At 58.4% G+C, this 18,288-nt stretch carries 19 protein-coding genes; 4 read left to right on the top strand and 15 right to left on the bottom strand.

The annotated features are described in order from the left end of the window. Positions 1–71: 71 nt before the first annotated feature. The 9 genes from AACZ86_RS14390 to leuC all read right to left on the bottom strand — a co-directional run bounded on the left by AACZ86_RS14390 (position 72) and on the right by leuC (position 7,045). Complete coding sequence (locus AACZ86_RS14390; RefSeq protein ID WP_339693688.1) at positions 72–1,943, bottom strand: M56 family metallopeptidase; 1,872 nt, start codon at positions 1,941–1,943, stop codon at positions 72–74. Next, positions 1,940–2,308 (bottom strand): BlaI/MecI/CopY family transcriptional regulator, encoded by a 369-nt coding sequence (locus AACZ86_RS14385; RefSeq protein ID WP_339693686.1) that lies wholly within the window; start codon positions 2,306–2,308, stop codon positions 1,940–1,942. The genes AACZ86_RS14390 and AACZ86_RS14385 overlap by 4 nt, the downstream gene beginning before the upstream one ends. A 421-nt stretch (positions 2,309–2,729) precedes the next feature. Then, a complete protein-coding gene (grxD, locus tag AACZ86_RS14380; RefSeq protein ID WP_339693684.1) occupies positions 2,730–3,062 on the bottom strand; it encodes a Grx4 family monothiol glutaredoxin in 333 nt (110 codons plus the stop codon). Between the two features lie 10 nt (positions 3,063–3,072). Then, a complete protein-coding gene (locus tag AACZ86_RS14375) occupies positions 3,073–3,306 on the bottom strand; it encodes a BolA/IbaG family iron-sulfur metabolism protein (RefSeq protein ID WP_339693682.1) in 234 nt (77 codons plus the stop codon). A 4-nt stretch (positions 3,307–3,310) separates the two neighbouring features. After that, a complete protein-coding gene (locus AACZ86_RS14370; RefSeq protein ID WP_339693680.1) occupies positions 3,311–3,637 on the bottom strand; it encodes a DUF1476 domain-containing protein in 327 nt (108 codons plus the stop codon). Positions 3,638–3,707: 70 nt separating this feature from the next. Beyond that, positions 3,708–4,709 carry an NADPH:quinone oxidoreductase family protein gene (locus AACZ86_RS14365; RefSeq protein WP_339693678.1) on the bottom strand — a complete coding sequence of 334 codons (1,002 nt, stop codon included), beginning with the start codon at positions 4,707–4,709 and terminating at the stop codon, positions 3,708–3,710. A 30-nt stretch (positions 4,710–4,739) separates the two neighbouring features. Then, on the bottom strand, positions 4,740–5,333 hold the full coding sequence (gene leuD, locus AACZ86_RS14360; protein WP_339693676.1) for a 3-isopropylmalate dehydratase small subunit: 594 nt from the start codon (positions 5,331–5,333) through the stop codon (positions 4,740–4,742). Between the two features lie 2 nt (positions 5,334–5,335). Continuing rightward, on the bottom strand, positions 5,336–5,605 hold the full coding sequence (locus AACZ86_RS14355) for a hypothetical protein (protein ID WP_339693675.1): 270 nt from the start codon (positions 5,603–5,605) through the stop codon (positions 5,336–5,338). A gap of 9 nt (positions 5,606–5,614) precedes the next feature. Next, complete coding sequence (gene leuC / locus AACZ86_RS14350) at positions 5,615–7,045, bottom strand: 3-isopropylmalate dehydratase large subunit (RefSeq protein WP_339693674.1); 1,431 nt, start codon at positions 7,043–7,045, stop codon at positions 5,615–5,617. A gap of 145 nt (positions 7,046–7,190) precedes the next feature. On the opposite strand from leuC, the gene AACZ86_RS14345 reads away from it, so the two are divergent. Then, complete coding sequence (locus AACZ86_RS14345; protein ID WP_339693672.1) at positions 7,191–7,706, top strand: sterol desaturase family protein; 516 nt, start codon at positions 7,191–7,193, stop codon at positions 7,704–7,706. Here AACZ86_RS14345 and AACZ86_RS14340 read toward each other — a convergent pair. From AACZ86_RS14340 to AACZ86_RS14325, 4 genes are all read right to left on the bottom strand, one after another. Continuing rightward, positions 7,703–8,524: a DMT family transporter gene (locus AACZ86_RS14340; protein ID WP_339693670.1), complete on the bottom strand. Its 822-nt coding sequence runs from the start codon at positions 8,522–8,524 to the stop codon at positions 7,703–7,705. The two genes, AACZ86_RS14345 and AACZ86_RS14340, sit on opposite strands and share 4 nt — an antisense overlap. A gap of 50 nt (positions 8,525–8,574) precedes the next feature. Continuing rightward, on the bottom strand, positions 8,575–9,207 hold the full coding sequence (locus tag AACZ86_RS14335; RefSeq protein ID WP_339693668.1) for a glutathione S-transferase family protein: 633 nt from the start codon (positions 9,205–9,207) through the stop codon (positions 8,575–8,577). A gap of 224 nt (positions 9,208–9,431) precedes the next feature. After that, positions 9,432–10,919, bottom strand: coding sequence for a SulP family inorganic anion transporter (locus AACZ86_RS14330; RefSeq protein WP_339693666.1), 1,488 nt, complete (start codon positions 10,917–10,919; stop codon positions 9,432–9,434). Between the two features lie 92 nt (positions 10,920–11,011). Next, positions 11,012–11,698 carry a glutathione S-transferase family protein gene (locus AACZ86_RS14325; protein ID WP_339693664.1) on the bottom strand — a complete coding sequence of 229 codons (687 nt, stop codon included), beginning with the start codon at positions 11,696–11,698 and terminating at the stop codon, positions 11,012–11,014. 81 nt (positions 11,699–11,779) lie between these two features. On the opposite strand from AACZ86_RS14325, the gene AACZ86_RS14320 reads away from it, so the two are divergent. Continuing rightward, positions 11,780–13,177 (top strand): alkaline phosphatase PhoX, encoded by a 1,398-nt coding sequence (locus AACZ86_RS14320; RefSeq protein WP_339693662.1) that lies wholly within the window; start codon positions 11,780–11,782, stop codon positions 13,175–13,177. On the opposite strand, the gene AACZ86_RS14315 is transcribed toward AACZ86_RS14320, so the two are convergent. Continuing rightward, a complete protein-coding gene (locus AACZ86_RS14315) occupies positions 13,174–14,337 on the bottom strand; it encodes an isovaleryl-CoA dehydrogenase (protein ID WP_339693660.1) in 1,164 nt (387 codons plus the stop codon). The genes AACZ86_RS14320 and AACZ86_RS14315 overlap by 4 nt on opposite strands. Positions 14,338–14,430: 93 nt before the next feature. Here AACZ86_RS14315 and AACZ86_RS14310 point away from each other — a divergent pair, with 93 nt between their 5' ends. Next, positions 14,431–15,468: a quinone-dependent dihydroorotate dehydrogenase gene (locus tag AACZ86_RS14310; protein WP_339693659.1), complete on the top strand. Its 1,038-nt coding sequence runs from the start codon at positions 14,431–14,433 to the stop codon at positions 15,466–15,468. A 14-nt stretch (positions 15,469–15,482) separates the two neighbouring features. Here AACZ86_RS14310 and ggt read toward each other — a convergent pair whose 3' ends face one another. Next, positions 15,483–17,210 carry a gamma-glutamyltransferase gene (gene ggt, locus AACZ86_RS14305; protein ID WP_339693658.1) on the bottom strand — a complete coding sequence of 576 codons (1,728 nt, stop codon included), beginning with the start codon at positions 17,208–17,210 and terminating at the stop codon, positions 15,483–15,485. Between the two features lie 252 nt (positions 17,211–17,462). Here ggt and AACZ86_RS14300 point away from each other — a divergent pair. After that, positions 17,463–18,288, top strand: an 826-nt coding sequence (locus tag AACZ86_RS14300) for an AMP-binding protein (RefSeq protein WP_339693745.1), incomplete at its 3' end; no start/stop codon positions are given.

Below are 18,288 nucleotides of genomic sequence, written 5' to 3'. Positions count from 1 at the left end.
AAACAACCACGAAAAAGGGCGATCCGCAAAACGAACCGCCCTTATGCCCCGGAACGATTGTCTTGTCTGGCTCAGGTCACGGACAATTGCGCCTTCACGGTTGCGATGCTGCGATCAATTTCCCTGATTTTCTTGGCGCGATCAACCTTGCTATCCTTGCATTTCACGGCGTCCGCGCGCTCCTTTTTCAGGCCCTGCAACGCCGCATCGAGTATCGCCGCCTTGTCGATCTTGACTTCAAAATTGCCGCAACCGGCCACCACGGCCCAGGCCTGTCCAGAGAGGCCGTTTTCGCCGCCCATGGCGATCTGCCGGTTCATCGCGACACAATCGGGACCGTTGACCTTGGTGCTGCGAGCAACGGCATTATTCCGGCCGGAACCGGAAGTAGCGTTCGATGTGGCGCTGGAAGTAGCTTTGGAAATAGATTTCTGAACTGTATAGAATATCGAAGATATTCGAGCGGCGGGCTTGGCTTCAGCTTCCGCTTCGCGTTGCGCTTCCCATGCCTCCCGCTGCGCCTCTCTCGCTTCAGCCATGGCTTCGCGCTTGGCTTCACGTGCTTCCTGCAGCGCTTCGCGAACTTCCTGATCCGCTTCCCGCAGCTCTTGCTTCATCTCTCTTTGGGCCTGGGCCAGCTCCCGCTCAACCTCGCGCATGGTCGAATCCAAATGCTCGCGATCCCATTCACTTTCGCGCAGCGCCTTGTCGGCCGCCAGCCGCGATTTTTCGGCTTCCGCGACCATCTGACGAACTTCTTTTTCGCTCAGCTTTTTGTTCGTGCGCAGGATGATTGTTCTGCCATCATGCTTTATCTTGTGCACATAATCTTTCGACAGATCGGCGTTTTTTCGCCCGTTCAACATCGTGATATTGATTGTATCGCTGTCGTCGGCAGTGGCCGCTGGAACCAAAGGCGCTGCCGGAGCAAGCGGTGCCAGAGGGGCCGTACGCGCAGATGGAGCCACCGGCGGGAGCGGTGTGAGCGGTGCAGATATATCGGCAACATCCACCGCCTCGGCATAAGTCACAGTCGCCGTCATCGGCAAGGCGATGGCCGTGCCGGCCGCAACCAATACAGCTCCCAGTCGACGACGGAGAACGGATTTTTCAGATTGCCCCAACATTTTGAGACGGCCCTTGATCTTGTCTTTCTGGTTCAGCGGACTGGCAAGCCCCAACCGGTGGCCCGAAGCCGATTTGGCGATAGTCCGGCCGTAAACAGCGCGGACGTCGCGACCGCTTTGCTCCAGGATACGCGCATCACAGGCGGTCTCCTGATCCTGCCGAAAATATATCCATGCGAACCATGCAACCGGACTGAACCAGTGCAGGGACAATATCGTCAGCCCGACAAAATTGGCCGCGAGATCACCCGATTCATGATGGGCGATCTCGTGCGCCAGCGCCAGATCCCGCTCGCGGGGCGCATAATCGCGAAAGAAATTCGTCGGAACCGCGATATATTTCTCAAACACACCGAAAGCCAGAGGGCCTCCAACAGCTGCGGTTTCAAGGATTTTGATGCTGCCGTGGCGACCGATCAACCGGCCGTCGGCGACGATATCTTCCCGGAATTGCAGATAGGCGGCAAGCTTGCTGATAAACAGCAGCCCTGCTCCGCCGAGCCAGAGGATGATAGCAATCATTGTCCAGTCAAGCGACGCCATCGCGCCCAGGCTGGTCGCTTGTGCCGGGACCGCAGCAACCAGATCAGATCCGGCCATCGCCGGAATGAACGCGGCTGCAGGTTCGACCTCTGCCGGCGCCTGAAGGGTGAGCGTCGGCATGAACAGGCGCGCCAGCGGCAATATCCAGAGCAGATAGGCGATGCGTGCGCCAAAGAAATGACTGACCGGTTTCCGGACCATCATAACCAGCAGCATCAACAGGGTCATCGACAGCATGCTGTCCCAAATCCATTGGTTCAATTCGCCGCTCATTTTTTCAACTCCCTCAAAAGCTCCTCGATTTCGCGGATGTCATCGGCGCTCAGTTCATCGGCCTCGGCCAGATGGGCAACCAATGGCATGACTTTTCCCCCGAAAAGCCGATCCACAAAATTCCGTGACACGCCGGTGAGATAATCATCCCGTTCCACCAGCGGAGAATAAAGAAAACGACGACCGTCGCGCTCGGTGCCGACCACCGCTTTGGCGGCCAGCCGGGACAACAGGGTCTTGACGGTCTGAAGAGACCAGTCCTTCTCCCGGACCACCTGGTCCGCTACTTCTGCAGCGGTCAGGGGAGCGCGTTTCCAGAGGACTTCCATCACCGCATGTTCGGCATCGCTAATGCGTTCGCTCATAGTGATCGAGACTCCCTTGAATATCGTCAGTGACTACATGTGTAGTTTCATTGATTACAAATGTAAACACACATTTGGGCCATCGATGTTGTTGGTGGACGGACAGCGGCCGTTTGTCGAAAAGCCGAGTGCTGTCGAATTATCTTACAGGTTTACAAATATTAACAGCGCTTAAACCATCCAAGCCATTCATATTCATAGACTTTATGAAACTGGCACAAGGGATGCAAAGTATCGGGTGTACATGACTTTTTACCCCCACACCTCCTTTCAGGAGGTACGAATGAGAGGGACGGCGTACTGGTCTCCGCTGTCCCTTCTCGTTTCACAGTTTCGACAGACACTACCCAAAATAAAACGGCTCGATCCTCCTAGATCGAGCCGTTTTTCTTTTCTTCGACTGTGTGCGGCAGTAAAACGCTTAGGCTTGGGCTGGAGCGACCTTTTTCTCGGCCATCAATTCACCAAGCTCGCCGGCTTCATACATTTCCATCATGATATCGCTGCCGCCTACAAATTCGCCTTTGACATATAGCTGCGGGATGGTCGGCCAATCGGAATATTCCTTAATTCCCTGCCGCACTTCCATGTCCTGCAGAACATCGAACGAGTCAAATCCGACTCCCAGATGCTCGAGAATGGCAATCGCACGGCTTGAGAATCCGCATTGCGGGAAAAGCGGCGTGCCTTTCATGAACAGCACCACGTCATTGCTGTTCACCACGGATTCGATTTTCGCTTTTACATCGCTCATAAATATTCTCCTAGTCGGGAACCACGGTGGTGAGTTGCAACGCGTGCAGTTCTCCGCCCATTTTTCCCTTCAGTGCCGCGTAAACCGCCTGATGCTGTTTAACACGGTTCATGCCCGCGAACGCAGCAGCGGTCACTTTTGCGGCATAATGATCGCCATCGCCGGCCAGATCGGTAATTTCAACCAAAGCGTCCGGAAAGGCGGCCAAGATCATTGCCTCGATATCTGCGCTTGCCATGGCCATCTGGCTAGCTGGCTTCTTCGATAAACTGACGCCGGGCTTCCACCATTTTGTCGGTCAGGGCGGTACGGATAGCCGAATCGTCCATCTCGACGCCTGCGGAAGTCAGGTCACCCAAAAGCTTGCGGATAACATCCTCGTCGCCCGCTTCTTCAAAATCAGCCGCTACGACTTCTTTTGCATAAGCGTCGGTTTCTTCGGGCGTCAGTCCCATTTTCTCTGCAGCCCATTGGCCGAGCAGGCGATTGCGCCGCGCCGTGACCCTGAACTGCATCTCTTCGTCGCGTGCGAATTTCGATTCAAATGCGCTTTCGCGATCTTTAAAATCTGTCATGAGTTTCCCTTGGTATCTATTGATCTAAAAATAGGCATCACCGATGCGTCCTGCAAGTGGAACCGGTCAATCAGTCGGCAACTTTGACGACCAATTTTCCGATAGCGCCACGATCCGCCATCTTCTGAATGGCTTGGCCGGCGTTTTCAAAGCTGAATATCTCTGACACACGCGGTTGAATGAGACCCTGGTCCCAGAGCTTGAACAACCGGTCGATATGCGCCCGGTTGCCCTCTGGATCGCGCGCCGCATAAGCGCCCCAGAACACACCGCAGACATCACAGGATTTGAGCAGGGTCAGATTGAGTGGCAGCTTCGCAATTCCAGCCGGGAAACCGACCACCAGAAAACGGCCTTCCCAGGCAATCGAGCGTACCGCTGGTTCGCTATAGTCACCGCCGACCGCATCATAAATAACGTCAGCACCGCCCGGGCCAACCGCTGCCTTGAACTGCGCGGCCAAGGCCTTGGATTGATCCTTGTCGAATGGCGCGCGGCCATAGACGACGGTTTCGTCAGCACCGGCCGATTTCGCAAATGCAGCTTTTTCTTCGGAAGATACCGCTGCGATAACGCGCGCACCAAAGGCTTTGCCGAGTTCGACGGCAGCAATACCCACGCCGCCGGAAGCACCGAGCACCAGAAGGGTTTCGCCTTCCTTGATATGGCCGCGATCAACGAGAGCGTGGATCGACGTGCCGTAGGTCAGGATCAACGCCGACGCGTCTTCAAAGCTTACACTGTCGGGAATTTTGAATACAGCATTCTGGTCGACAACGACCTTCTCGACCAGACCGCCGTGGCCAGTGGTCGAAGCGACCCTGTCGCCGACTTTCAGATCGGCCACGCCTTCGCCAACAGCTGCAATCACGCCGGAAACTTCTCCGCCTGGCGCAAATGGCCGCTGCGGCTTGAACTGGTACATGTCCTGGATGATCAGCACATCGGGATAGTTGATCGAGCAGGCTTTGACATCGATAAGGACCTGGCCCTTGCCGGCAACGGGATCGGCGACGTCCAGCATCTCCAGTGTATCCGGTCCGCCCACTTTGGTTGACATCAAAGCCTTCATTTTATTTCCTCTCTGGAATATTGTTCGGATCTATGCCGCTACGGGTATGAGCCACGGCTGCGCAGAATCACTGTTTTTCTCGTGCCGCTCTATGGCATCGGACTTTGCCAATGTCAGGTCAATTTCGTCGAGCCCTTCAACGAGGCACTGATGCCGGAAGGGATCCATCTCGAATGCAAAGCGGTCCTGGAACGGCGTGGTAATGCTCATGCTTTCCATATCGATGGTGATCGGATCGGTTTTCGCGACCTCCATCAACCGGTCGACCGCCGCCTGCGGCACGGCAATGGCGAGCAATCCGTTTTTAAAGGCGTTGCCCGAGAAAATATCGGAGAAGCTTGGTGCGATGACCGCCGTTATACCCAAATCGGCCAGAGCCCATGCCGCATGTTCGCGGCTCGATCCGCAGCCGAAATTGTCGCCTGCGATCAATATTTTGGCGCCGGCATATTCCGGATCGTCGAAAATATTGCCTTCTTTCGCGCGGATCGCTTCGAAAGCGCCCTCGCCCAGCCCTTCGCGTGATATGGTTTTCAGCCATTTCGCCGGGATGATGACATCGGTATCGACATTTTTCTGGCCGAAGGGAATAGCACGACCTTCTACGCGGTTAATCGGTTTCATCTCTATTCTTCTTCACTATTGTCGACAAGATCATCGCTGTCATCGTCATCATAATCCGGTTCATTTTCATATTTCGGCAGCGGCTTGTCTTTGACTGGTTTGAATTCATTATGCTTCTTCATCTGATGACGTCCGGCGTACATCAGAGCCGCCGCAACCGCAGCCGATCCGATGGCAGCTCCGACTTTGGCGCCGGTCGACCATTTCGCTGAATCACCATTTTTGGCGGACGGTTCTACAGACGGTTTGTCATTTTTCTTGTCGTCGCTCATTTCAACCTCTCATCTTGTCAGTTCACGCACGTCGGTGAGCCTGCCCGTTACGGCCGCAGCGGCGGCCATTGCGGGTGACATCAAATGCGTTCTAGCACCTGGTCCCTGCCGTCCAACAAAATTGCGGTTGGAAGTGGATGCACAGCGCTCACCTGCGGGCACCTTGTCCGGATTCATGCCCAGACAGGCAGAGCAACCCGGTTCGCGCCATTCGAAACCGGCATCGGTGAATATCCGGTCGAGCCCTTCGGCTTCGGCCTGAGCCTTTACCAGCCCCGAACCCGGCACAACGATCGCCCATTTGACATTGTCGGCTTTCTTGCGGCCTTCCAATATCGCAGCCGCAGCCCGCAGATCCTCGATCCGGCTGTTGGTGCAGCTGCCGATGAAGATGTTCTCGACCGTAACGTCGCGCAGCGCCTGCCCCGCTTCGAGGCCCATATAATCAAGAGACTTGCGCGCCGCATCCTGCTTTGACGCATCTGCAAAGCTGTCCGGCGCGGGAACCACGCCATTCACGGGAATAACATCCTCCGGGCTGGTACCCCAGGTCACCGTCGGCGATACATCGGCGGCGTTGATCGTGACGCTCTTGTCGAACGTTGCCCCCTCGTCGGTCGGCAGCGTCTTCCAATAGGCGACAGCTGCATCCCAGTCCGCTCCCTTGGGTGCCATCGGACGGTCTTTGAGATAGGCATATGTCTTGTCATCCGGGGCGACCAGACCAGCGCGCGCGCCCGCCTCGATGGACATGTTGGAGACGGTCAGACGACCCTCGATCGACATTTGCTCGAAAACCTCGCCGCGATATTCGATGACATGGCCGGTGCCGCCAGCGGTGCCGATCACCCCGACGATATGAAGGATCAGGTCTTTCGGGCTGATACCGGGGCCAAGCAGGCCATCCACACGAATTTCCATCGTTTTCGAGCGCGTCAGTTGCAGCGTTTGCGTCGCCAGCACATGTTCGACTTCGCTGGTGCCGATACCGAAGGCAAGAGCGCCCAAGGCACCGTGCGCCGCCGTATGGCTGTCGCCGCAGACGAGAGTCGTACCCGGCAGGGTAAAGCCCTGCTCCGGACCGATAACGTGGACGATGCCCTGATTGATATCGCTGGCACCGATATATTTGATACCAAAGGCCGGCGCATTGGCTTCCAGCGCTTCCAGCTGGGCAGCGCTCTGCGGATCGGCGATGGGAATCTTGTTGCCCTGCGCGTCGAGCCGCGCGGTGGTCGGAAGATTGTGATCCGGAACCGCCAGAGTCAGGTCCGGCCGGCGAACCTTGCGTCCGGCCTTGCGTAGCCCCTCAAAAGCCTGCGGGCTGGTCACTTCGTGCACCAGATGCCGGTCGATATAGATCAACGCCGTACCGTCATCGCGCTGGTCGACAACATGGGCATCCCAGATTTTCTCGTACAGGGTCTTTGGCTGGTTCATAGCTACTTTCAATATTGTGACTTACAAGCGTCAGATGGGATCCCAAGCGATGTAGCGACTAACCTCGGGAGATTCCAGCCTTCGCTGAACCCGCCTACGAGAATATTTGCTTCAAAAGCAGTCTGGAAAGGCTTATCTTCGTACTATGAGCATTTTCGCGATCCTGGCCACTATCATTGCTTCTGTTGTCGCAATGGAATTTATCGCCTGGGGAGCGCATAAATATATCATGCACGGCTTTGGCTGGGGCTGGCATCGCGACCATCATGAACCGCATGACAAGGCACTGGAGAAGAATGATCTCTATGGCATTGCCGGTGCGGTGATGAGCATCTCGATGTTCGCTATCGGCAGCCCGATGATCATGGGCACGAGCGCATGGGAACCGGGCACATGGATCGGTCTCGGCATATTATTCTACGGCATCATCTACACTTTGGTCCACGATGGCCTGGTTCATCAGCGTTACTTTAAATACGTCCCCAAGAGCGGCTATGCCAAGCGACTGGTGCAAGCCCACAAGCTCCACCATGCCACGATCGGCAAGGAAGGCGGCGTGAGTTTCGGCTTCGTCTTCGCCCGCGATCCGGCGAAGCTGAAGGCGGAGTTGAAGATACAGCGGGAGGCCGGGGTTGCTGTTGTGCGGGATGCGGTTGGCTAAACCTCTTTCCTTCGCGTCGACGCCCAGATCGCCAGACCAATGCCCGCAAAAATGATCATGCCGCCAGTAATCATGCGCGTTGTCAGGACCTCTCCGAGCAACAGCACACCACCCAGTCCTGCGATCGCCGGAACCGACAATTGCGATACCGCTGCGGTGGCGATCGAGATGCGCGAGAGCACGTGATACCAGAGGACATAGCCCAGCGCCGAAGTGAAAGCGCCGGAGATGAAGGCCAGCACTACCCCTTGCCATGTGATCGAAGAGATGACCGCGAACGGGAGCAGCAACAGCGCCAACAGGGCAGCTCCGATAAAATATCGCGCGGTGGCCAATGGAAAATCAGCCACGCCCTTGCCCGCCCAGGAATAAAATCCCCAGGCGGCACCGGCAAAGGCCATCAGCAATCCGCTCCACAAGGGAGGCGCGCTCGCGCCCGGTGCGATCAGGACGACCAGCCCGGCCAGAGCAATCACGGCTCCTGCGATCTGGCCTTTGCTCGGGATTATCGACCGGGTCAGGCCGATCAGCTGCATGCTGATCTGGCCCGCCGGGAATAATATCAGCGCCCCGATCCCCGCATCCAGATTGATATAGGCCGCAGAGAAGGCTGCGGCATAAGCGAACAGCGAGATCGCCCCGACGCTGTCACCCCGGCGCGGCAATATTGCCTTGCCGTGACGAGCCCCGAGTAACAGGCCGAGGATCAGCGCACCGGCAAACAGCCTGATGATCGTGAAGCTCGCCCAGTCAATCTGTCCACCAGCCAGCGCCGCGCGATTGAGCAGAGAATTGCTGGCGAAGGCCAGCAGAACCACGATCAGCAGCCCCGTTGAACGCCAGCCGCCTTGGCCGGACTCTATCCGGGTCAGCTGGGCCTCGTCATCAAAATCGGGCCGCCGAGCTCGACGGTCTTCTGATAGCCCGGCCGTGCGACCAGCGCGTCAAAATAGCGTTTGCAGTTCGGGCGGCTTTCGAGCTGCCCCATCACCGCGCGACCTTCCAGCATATAATGGAGATTGATATCCGCGCCGGTAAACTTGTCGGCGACGATGAAGTCCTTGCCCTCCAGTTCGGCCTCGAGATGGTCGAGCAACTTGGCGACTTCGGCGTTGAGGAATCCGTTCATGACGTCAGGCAGCCCGCCCAGCATCGGCGCGATGCCGGTGATGATGAAGCTCATCCCCATCGTGCCCTCGGCAAAATGCAGCCATTCGAGATATTTCGCCCGCTCCGGATGATCGGGTGCCACGCCGAGCGCGCCATCACTGTGCCGTTCGATCAGATATTCGATGATCGCGCCGGATTCGACCATGGTCACGCCATCCACGTCTACCGTCGGCGCCTTGGCCAACCGGTGTGCTTCGGCCAGTTCCGGTGGCGAACGCCGCGTCTTGGGATCGCGATGGTAGGTCACCATATCATATTCGATACCGCCTTCCTCGCACAGCCAGATGATGCGGGACGAGCGGGAATAGCCGAGATGGTGCAGTTTGATCATGGGGTTCTCCTTTGCGGCCACCTATACCGTTCGTCCTGAGCTTGTCGAAGGACAAATTGCGCGCACTCAGCGTGCTTCGACAGGCTCAGCACGAACGGGATGAAAACCGGCAATGTACAGGCCTCCCGCTCGAACATATTCCCTGCCGAAGGGCAAGGGTCCAGAATGGTCCTGAGCGATCGTCTGTGCCCCGACCTTCGCAGGGACACACTTCAGCTCGCTACCTAATGCCCGACCACGCCCAGACTTTCGAACGGCTTGTCATTCTCGCTATATTTTTCGACGAGCGTCGCGCTGGCCTGGTTCAGCCCGATCAGTTCGACGGACTTGCCCTCGTTCTTCAGCCGCTCGACGATCTTGTCGAGCATGCCGGTCGCGCTGATGTCCCAGAAATGCGCGTCATGGACATCGATAATCACGCTGTCGATGCCTTCCTCGTTAAACTCCATCGCCTCGTAGAGCATGTCGACAGAGCCGAAGAAAATCTGGCCGCCGAATACATAGCGATGGGTGGTGACCTCGACAAAATCCTGAATCGTAACCAGCTGGCGGACCTTCCAGGCGAAGAATATGCCGGAGAGTAATACGCCGGTCAGCACACCGATCGACAGATCATGGGTTGCGACAACCATGATCACGGTCGCGATCATCACGAAATTGGATGGCCACGGATGATGGGTGATTTCGGTGAAGCTTTTCCAGCGGAAGGTGCTGATCGAGACAAAGATCATCACCGCGACAAGCGCCGGCATCGGTATCTGCGCTACCAAGGGACCAAGGCCGACGATCAGCACCAGCAGCATCACACCGGCAGCAAAGGTCGAAAGCCGGCGACGGCCGCCGGATTTGATATTGATCACCGATTGGCCGATCATCGCACAGCCGCCCATGCCGCCGATCCAGCCGGTGACGAAATTGGCAATGCCCTGCCCGTAGGTTTCGCGTCTCTTGTCGCTGCGGGTCTCGGTCAGGTCATCGACAATCGATGCGGTGAGCAGGGATTCGAGCAATCCGACAGCGGCCATCGCCAGAGCATAAGGCGCGACGATCATGAATGTTTCCCATGTGATCGGGACTTGCGGGATATGCAGCCAAGGCAGACTTTCCGGTAGTTCACCCATGTCGCCGACCGTGAACACATCCGCCTTGAAGACAATGCTGAGGCCGGCGAGCACAATGATCGCCGCCAGCGGCGACGGCACCAATGTGGTAATGCGCGGCAGGCCGTAGATAATCGCCAGACCACCAGCGATCATCGCGTAGGTCTGCCAGGTGAAGGCCTCGCCGGTCATCTGCGGAACCTGTGCCATGAAGATCAGGATCGCCAGCGCATTGACGAAACCGGTAATGACCGAGCGCGAGACAAAACGCATCAGCAGGTCGAGCCGGAGTAGCGCGGCTATCGCCTGAAATATACCCATGAGGATTGTAGCGGCAAACAGATATTCGACGCCATGGTCACGCACCAGCGGCACCACGAGCACCGCCACAGCAGCGGTAGCCGCGCTGATCATACCCGGTCGTCCGCCGACCATAGAGATGATCACGGCAATCGAGAAGCTGGCATAGAGTCCGACCCGCGGATCGACACCGGCGATAATCGAGAAGCCAATGGCTTCCGGAATCAGGGCCAGCGCCACCACCAGTCCGGCCAGAAATTCGGCTTTGGGATTCGACAGCCAGTCGCGCCGAAAATCACTGTGAATCGCCATGAAGCTTCCTTAATTCGAGAATGATAATGTTGCGATGCAACATGAACGGGCGCGCAATGGACTATTGGTCCGAAGCCGTCAAGTTTGGGCCGCTAATCAGCGACCCGGAAATCCGCCGTTACGGTTGCAGCCACTTGCAGTTCCTCTTCGTGACCAACTTCCCGCTGCGTTTCGGCCAGCGCCTGACGCTCCCAGTCCTGCATCGCCGGATGGGCGATGATATGATCCACCCACGCCTGACCTGCTGATCCGATATCCAGACCATAAGTCCGCACCCGATAGGCCACCGGCGCGAACATCGCGTCGACGATGGTAAAATGCTCACCGGCCAGCCACGGTCCGCCAAATTCATTCAGCCCTTGCGCGAACAGCTCGCCGATCCGGTCGATATTGCGTTGCAGGTCAGGTGCGATTTCGTGCAATCTTGCCCGCACACCAACATTCATCGTGCACAGATTGCGCAGCGGCCCGAAGCCGCCGTGCATTTCGGCTGACGCACAACGCGCCCATGCCCGCCCGGCTTCGTCTGTCGGCCAGCACCCCGGATGGCGGTCCGCGAGATATTCCATGATCGCCAGAGAATCCCAGATGGTCCGGCGATCATCTTTCAAACATGGCACTTGGCCATTGGGTGCGAATTCCCGGAAACGGTCGTAATTTTCTTCTTCGAAATAGATGATCTGGTCGGTGAACGGGATCTCGAGCGCCTTCATCAACAGCCACGGGCGCAGCGACCAGCTGGAATAGTTGCGATTGGCAGTGATCAGGGTGTAAGTCATATTTCTGTCTTCTTTAGCTGGCAACGCACGGCCTCATTCGAACTGGACCATATAAAAACCGAATAACAGGAAAATTGACCGATGACACTATCCCGCAGAGACTTTATCCGGTCCGCCCAAACCGTCGGCTTATTCTATGCGTCCGTGTCGATTGCAGGATGCGCTCGCGCCCACAGCGCCAACACCGGCCTCACCCTGGTGCCGGACCCGGCAAGACGTCTCGATCTTCCCAAGGGATTTTCTTATACATTGGTCAGCGAGACCGGCGGGATCATGTCTGACGGCTTTTTCCGCCCGGGCCGGCCCGATGGCATGGCCTGTTTCGCTGATCCCGATAGCGCCGACAAATGCATATTGATGCGCAATCACGAGAATTGGAACAGCGTCCCCCTCGGCAGCCCGTTCGGCAAGGCAAATGAACTGCTCGACCGGGTTTCCGACAGCCAACTGTACGACCGCAAGAAAGACGGCTCGCCCTTTTTCGGTGGCGTCACCAAGCTGGTCTACGACCTGAAGAACAAGCGGATGGAGAAGGATTTTCTGGTACTGACCGGCACCGCGGCCAATTGCGCCGGCGGACCGACCCCGTGGGGCAGCTGGCTCAGCTGCGAAGAGGAAATGCTAACGCCAGAAGAAGGGCCGGGAAAATATCACGGCTTTGTTTTCGAAACGCCTTCGAGTTCCACCGGGCTGATTGATGCGATCCCCCTCAAGGCAATGGGCCGCTTCACCCACGAAGCCGCCTCGGTCGATCCGAAAACCGGTATTGTCTACATGACCGAAGACGCGCGCCACGGCTTGTTCTACCGGTTCATCCCCAAGGTTCCGGGCAAATTAGAAGAAGGTGGCCGCCTGCAGGCGCTTGCGCTCAAGGGCGAGAAATCCGCGATCACGTCCAACTGGCCCGAAGACTGGGGCGGCAACGGGTCGCAGTCATTTAAAGTCGGCGATGACCATGTCGCCACATGGATCGACCTCGACGATGTCGAAGCACCGGAGGGCGATCTCGCCCATCGCGGCCATGCCGCCGGAGCAGCCCAGTTCATGCGCGGCGAAGGCCTGGATTATGCCGTGCGCATGGACGGAGAGACCGGGGATTTCTACTTCACCTGCACCGAAGGCGGAGCGGAACGCGTCGGCCAGATCTGGCGCTACACGCCCGACGAAGGCGCGGAAGCAGGCGGAACATTGCAGCTATTCTTCGAATCCACCAGCGCCGATTCGCTCGACATGTGCGACAATCTGGTGGTCGCGCCGTGGAACGACATCATCCTCTGCGAAGACGGACGCGGCGACCAATATCTGCGCGGCCTGACCCCCGACGGCAAAATCTACGACCTCGCCCGCAATGCCCATAAGGACAAAAGCGAATTCTGCGGCGCCTGTTTCTCGCCCGACGGCCAGACGATGTTCGTCAATGTGCAGGACCCGGGATATACTTTTGCGATTACCGGGCCTTGGGAGAAGTTGGGGCTCTAGCCAGCCCCGATCAACTCCCGCCCAATCAGCATCCGCCTGATTTCATTCGTACCCGCGCCGATGTCGAGTAATTTGCTGTCGCGCCAGTAGCGTTCGACCGGCCAGTCGGTGGTATAGCCCGCTCCGCCCAGCGCCTGGATCGACTCCTCGGCCACCCGGACACTATTCTCGCTCGCCAGCATCACCGCGCCGGCTGCATCGAAGCGCGTGGTCTGTCCGGCGTCGCAGGATTTGTTGACATTATAGACATAGCTGCGGGCGCTGTTGAGCCGGACATACATGTCGGCGATCTTGCCCTGCATCAATTGAAAGCTGCCAATCGGCTTGCCGAACTGCTTGCGTTCGCGGACATAGGGGATGACCGTGTCGAGACAGGCCTGCATCAGCCCGAGCGGGATCGCCGCCAGCACAGCGCGCTCGTAATCTAGACCGGACATCAGCACACCGACGCCGCCGTTGAGCGGACCCATGACATTTTCCTCCGGCACTTCGCAATCATCGAACACCAGTTCCGCCGTCGGACTGCCCTTCATCCCGACCTTCTCGATCTTCTGGCCGATGGAGAAACCCTTCATGCCCTTTTCGATCAGGAAAGCCGTGATCCCGCCCGAACCCGCATCGGGACGGGTCTTGGCGTAGACCACCAGCGTATCGGCGCAGGTGCTGTTGGTGATCCAATATTTCGTGCCATTGAGCACATAGCCGCCCTGCACCGCCTCTGCCTTGAGCTTCATCGACACCACGTCGCTGCCCGCTCCGGCTTCCGACATCGCCAACGCCCCGACATGTTCGCCCGAGATCAGCTTTGGCAGATATTTGGCTTTCTGTTCCGCACTGGCCCAGCGACGGATCTGGTTGACGCACAAATTGCTGTGCGCGCCATAGCTGAGGCCGAGCGCCGCGCTGCCGCGGCTGACTTCCTCCACCGCGATTGCATGTTCGAGATAGCCGAGCCCGAGTCCGCCATCTTCCTCGTCCACCGTAATCCCGTGCAGGCCCAGATCGCCCATTTGCGTCCACAGCTCGCGCGGAAACCAGTCTTCGCGGTCCATTTTCTGGGCCAGCGGCATGATCTTCTCTTCGGCGAAGCGACGCGTGGTGTCGCGGATCTGGTCCGCCATTTCGCCGAGCTGGAAATCAAATTGTGGGGTGGCAATCATTGTCTGTTCCTCGATATATCTGCCCCGCTTTAGCAGATTGCAAAGCCGTTTCCAGTGCTTGCGCGCAGCATGGTCCAATGCCATAGCGCGGCCATGCTCTATAACCTTGCAAAGCCCTTGATCTTCGCGCTCGAAGCCGAACGCGCCCATGGCCTGACCATCGCCGGCCTGAAGACCGTCCCCATGGGCCCTGCCCCCAAATGCGATCCCGTTCTGGCGACCAGCGTCGCCGGTCTCGACTTCGTCAACCCGATCGGCATGGCCCCCGGTTTCGACAAGAATGGCGAAGTGCCCGACGCGCTGATCCGCATGGGCTTCGGCTATGCCGAGGTCGGCACGCTGACTCCGCTGGCGCAGGCCGGCAATCCCAAGCCGCGTATCTTCCGGCTGGTCGAGGACAAGGCGGTGATCAACCGTCTCGGCTTTAACAATAAAGGCCAGCAAGACGCCCTGCCCCGGCTCAAGCGGATGCGCGGACGGATGGGCAAGGGCGTGCTCGGCATCAATATCGGCGCGAACAAGGACAGCACGGACCGGATTGCCGACTATGTCATCGGCGCAAAGAACATGGCGCCGCTGGCCGACTATCTGACGGTCAATATCAGCTCGCCCAACACGCCCGGCTTGCGCGCGTTGCAGGACAAAGGCGCGCTGGCGGAATTGCTGGCCGCTGTCATGGCGGCGATGGGCAAATCGAAAACGCCGGTATTCCTGAAGGTTGCCCCCGATCTGGAACCGGCCGATATCGACGATATTGTCGACGTTGCGATGAAACAGAAAATCGCGGCTCTGATCATTTCCAACACCACCATCACCCGGCCCGATTTGAAGTCCGCCAACCAGTCCGAAACCGGTGGCCTCTCCGGCGCGCCGCTAAAAGACCTTGCGCTGCAACGCCTCAAAGATTTCCGCAAGGCCAGCGGCGGTCAAATCCCGTTGATTGGTGTCGGCGGCATTGCGACCGCAGAAGATGCCTATGAACGCATCCGCGCCGGTGCGTCGCTGGTGCAGCTATATACCGCAATGATCTACGAAGGTCCAACGATTGCAGCGGCGATGAGCTGCCAGTTAGCCAAACTGGTCAAACAAGACGGCTTCGGAAACATCGCCGAAGCTGTCGGCACCGCGTAAAGCCTATAATTCCGCTATTCGCCGGTCCCCACCAGCACAACGCCCTCGCGCCGCGGATCAAATCCGCCATCGACTTCGCCATTGCGGATCATCACGGCATGCACGCCGCTATCTTCGCCCTGGCCCGGTTTGAGATCAATACCCCGCGCCGCAAGACCTTGCAAAACCGCCGGATCGAACTTGTCCAATTCACCACCGATGCCTGCCCCGCGCGCAACCAGATTGGGCAAGGCCAAAGCCTCCTGCATCGACAGGTCCCAGTCGATCGCACCGACCAGCGATTTTGCCACATAGGCCAATATGCTGTTGCCGCCGGCTGATCCGATCGCGCCAGCGAACTTGCCGTCACTGTCGAGCAATATGGTTGGCGTCATCGACGATCGGGGCCGCTTGCCCGGTGCCACCGCATTGGCCGCAGGGCGTCCTTCGGCATCGACCGGACTGAACGAAAAATCGGTGAGCTGGTTGTTGAGAAAGAAGCCGTCGACCATGCGGCCGCTGCCGAATATCGATTCAACCGTCGTGGTGATCGAAACAACATTGCCCTTGGCGTCGCGAACGATGAAATGGGAGGTGCCCGCTGGCTCCAATGTCTGATCAGCCGCCGCCTGCACCGCACCGCGCGGCGTCCCCGCCTTGGGTGGAGAAGCAGCCTTATCACCGATCAAGGCGGCCCGCGAAGCAACATAGGCCGGCTCCAGCAATCCGCTGACAGGCACCGAAGCAAAAGCCGGATCGCCGACATATTGGTCGCGGTCTGCGTACATCAGCCGGCTGGCTTCGGCGAACAGGAACCAGGCCTGCGGATCATCCGGGCCTCGCGTGGCAATATCGGTTTTTTCCAGCATCGACAGCAATTGCAGCAAGCCAACGCCGCTCGATGGCGGCGGCGGCACGCAGACAAGATAGACGCGATAGGGATTGCACAAGGCTTCCCGCTTGACCGGCTTGTAAGCGGCCAGATCGGCAATCGTCATCCGTCCGCCCAGCGGCGCCGAGCGGGTCTTGTCGACGATTTTCGCAGCCGTCGAACCGCTGTAGAGCGCTTCGGGTCCGTTCTTCGCCAGACGCCTCAGGAAATCGGCATATTCCGGGTTGGTGATCCGGTCGCCTGTGGTCTTCCGCTTGCCATCGGGGTTGCCGAAATAGGCGGCAGCGTCCGGCGTATCGAGTTGCGGGAAGGAAAGTCCGAGAAAACGGCCGAGCCGCGGACTGATGACAAAGCCCTCCGCCGCTGTCCGCTCAGCTGCCGAAAACAGGCTGCTCCAGTCGAGCGATCCATGTTCTTCATGCACCATTGCCAGCATCCCGACGGCACCGGGTACGCCGGTTGCACGCCCGCTGGTTACCGCCTGGCGATAGCCCAGCGGCTTTCCGTCGGGCCCGAGGAACATCGACGGGCTGGCCTGCGCCGGCGCGGTCTCCCTGCCGTCATAAATAGTCAGTTTGCCGGATGCGCCATCCAGATAGGTCAGGAACGCACCGCCACCAAGTCCGGAGCTTTGCGGTTCCACCAGCGACAGCATCGCCTGCACGGCAATCGCCGCATCGATGGCACTACCGCCCCGTTTCAAAACATCCTGACCCGCTTTCGCCGCCGGCGGATTGGCGGCAATGACGAAGGGTTCTTCCTGCGATGGTGTGGTAGCTGCCGGCACTGAAACCGGGGCTGGTTCAGATAGCCCGGTCTGGGCACAGGAGGCGGTGAGCAACGCTGCCGCAGCAGCGATAAGACGGGACATTTTCATATGGTAGAAAGCTATAGACCAGGTCGAACGGCGATGTCCATTGGCAGTGATTTCCCTGTCGCCGATCACGAAAATACTAGCCGTTTTTACCTAAATAATTGCCGCGCGGTTTCAACCGCGCTAGTCCATAAGCAAATGATCAAGGTCCGGTATCAATCCGGAGCATGAGAGAGGAAGCATTGCGTGGGCCAGAAAAAGCCGAAAAACCGTTATCTTGAAATCGATCAATATCAGAATCTGGTATCGATGTTCTTCGACCGCGCCAGCCAGGGCGGTGACAAGCCGTTTCTGCACGCCAAGATCGACGGCAAGTGGCAGCCGACCACCTGGGCAGAAGCAGCCCGGCAAGTCGCGGCGCTGGCGAAGTCCCTGAAGCGGATCGGCCTGAAAAAGGGCGACCGGGTGATGCTCGTCTCCGAGAACCGCCCCGAATGGTGTATCGCCGATCTCGGCATCATGGCCGCCGGCTGCATCACCGTGCCGACCTACACCACCAACACCGCGCCCGATCACCAGCATATTCTCGACAATAGCGGCGCCCATGCAGTCATCGTGTCAAACAGCAAGCTGGCGCAGAATCTGCTGCCCTCGGTGATCAGCTCTTCCGACGCCAATATCATCATCGGCATCTCCGACCTGCGCATCGGCCAGTCGGGCGACTTCGATCTCTATAGCTGGGACAAGCTCACCCAGGGCAGCGACGCGGATGTCGCAGAAGTGACCGAACAGGTCGCCAGCATCACCCGCGACGAGACCGCCTGCATCATCTACACCAGCGGCACCGGCGGCAAGCCGCGCGGCGTGATGCAGCATCATGGCGCGATCCTGCACAATACCAAGGGACCGGCAGAGGTTATCGAAACGGACTTTGGCTGGGACGAGGAAGTCTTCCTCTCCTTCCTGCCATTGAGCCACGCCTATGAACATAGCGCCGGTCAGTTTTTCCCGATCGGTCTCGGCGCGCAGATTTTCTATTCCGAGGGCCTCGAGAAGCTCGCCTCCAACATCGAGGAAGTGCGCCCGACGATCATGGTCGTCGTCCCGCGCCTGTTCGAAGTGCTGCGCGCGCGGC

The sequence above is a fragment of the uncultured Parasphingorhabdus sp. genome (assembly GCF_963975735.1).
GTDB lineage: Bacteria > Pseudomonadota > Alphaproteobacteria > Sphingomonadales > Sphingomonadaceae > Parasphingorhabdus.
The sequence above is the reverse complement of the archived record's forward strand: the minus strand, read 5'-3'. Positions and strand labels throughout refer to the sequence as shown.

What these genes read in the sequence shown, in the direction of transcription:
- AACZ86_RS14390 (WP_339693688.1), bottom strand. Translation starts at nt 1,943, where the DNA reads ATGAGCGGCGAATTGAACCAATGGATTTGGGACAGCATGCTGTCGATG.
- AACZ86_RS14385 (WP_339693686.1), bottom strand. Translation starts at nt 2,308, where the DNA reads ATGAGCGAACGCATTAGCGATGCCGAACATGCGGTGATGGAAGTCCTC.
- grxD (WP_339693684.1), bottom strand. Translation starts at nt 3,062, where the DNA reads ATGAGCGATGTAAAAGCGAAAATCGAATCCGTGGTGAACAGCAATGAC.
- AACZ86_RS14375 (WP_339693682.1), bottom strand. Translation starts at nt 3,306, where the DNA reads ATGGCCATGGCAAGCGCAGATATCGAGGCAATGATCTTGGCCGCCTTT.
- AACZ86_RS14370 (WP_339693680.1), bottom strand. Translation starts at nt 3,637, where the DNA reads ATGACAGATTTTAAAGATCGCGAAAGCGCATTTGAATCGAAATTCGCA.
- AACZ86_RS14365 (WP_339693678.1), bottom strand. Translation starts at nt 4,709, where the DNA reads ATGAAGGCTTTGATGTCAACCAAAGTGGGCGGACCGGATACACTGGAG.
- leuD (WP_339693676.1), bottom strand. Translation starts at nt 5,333, where the DNA reads ATGAAACCGATTAACCGCGTAGAAGGTCGTGCTATTCCCTTCGGCCAG.
- AACZ86_RS14355 (WP_339693675.1), bottom strand. Translation starts at nt 5,605, where the DNA reads ATGAGCGACGACAAGAAAAATGACAAACCGTCTGTAGAACCGTCCGCC.
- leuC (WP_339693674.1), bottom strand. Translation starts at nt 7,045, where the DNA reads ATGAACCAGCCAAAGACCCTGTACGAGAAAATCTGGGATGCCCATGTT.
- AACZ86_RS14345 (WP_339693672.1), top strand. Translation starts at nt 7,191, where the DNA reads ATGAGCATTTTCGCGATCCTGGCCACTATCATTGCTTCTGTTGTCGCA.
- AACZ86_RS14335 (WP_339693668.1), bottom strand. Translation starts at nt 9,207, where the DNA reads ATGATCAAACTGCACCATCTCGGCTATTCCCGCTCGTCCCGCATCATC.
- AACZ86_RS14330 (WP_339693666.1), bottom strand. Translation starts at nt 10,919, where the DNA reads ATGGCGATTCACAGTGATTTTCGGCGCGACTGGCTGTCGAATCCCAAA.
- AACZ86_RS14325 (WP_339693664.1), bottom strand. Translation starts at nt 11,698, where the DNA reads ATGACTTACACCCTGATCACTGCCAATCGCAACTATTCCAGCTGGTCG.
- AACZ86_RS14320 (WP_339693662.1), top strand. Translation starts at nt 11,780, where the DNA reads ATGACACTATCCCGCAGAGACTTTATCCGGTCCGCCCAAACCGTCGGC.
- AACZ86_RS14315 (WP_339693660.1), bottom strand. Translation starts at nt 14,337, where the DNA reads ATGATTGCCACCCCACAATTTGATTTCCAGCTCGGCGAAATGGCGGAC.
- AACZ86_RS14310 (WP_339693659.1), top strand. Translation starts at nt 14,431, where the DNA reads ATGCTCTATAACCTTGCAAAGCCCTTGATCTTCGCGCTCGAAGCCGAA.
- ggt (WP_339693658.1), bottom strand. Translation starts at nt 17,210, where the DNA reads ATGTCCCGTCTTATCGCTGCTGCGGCAGCGTTGCTCACCGCCTCCTGT.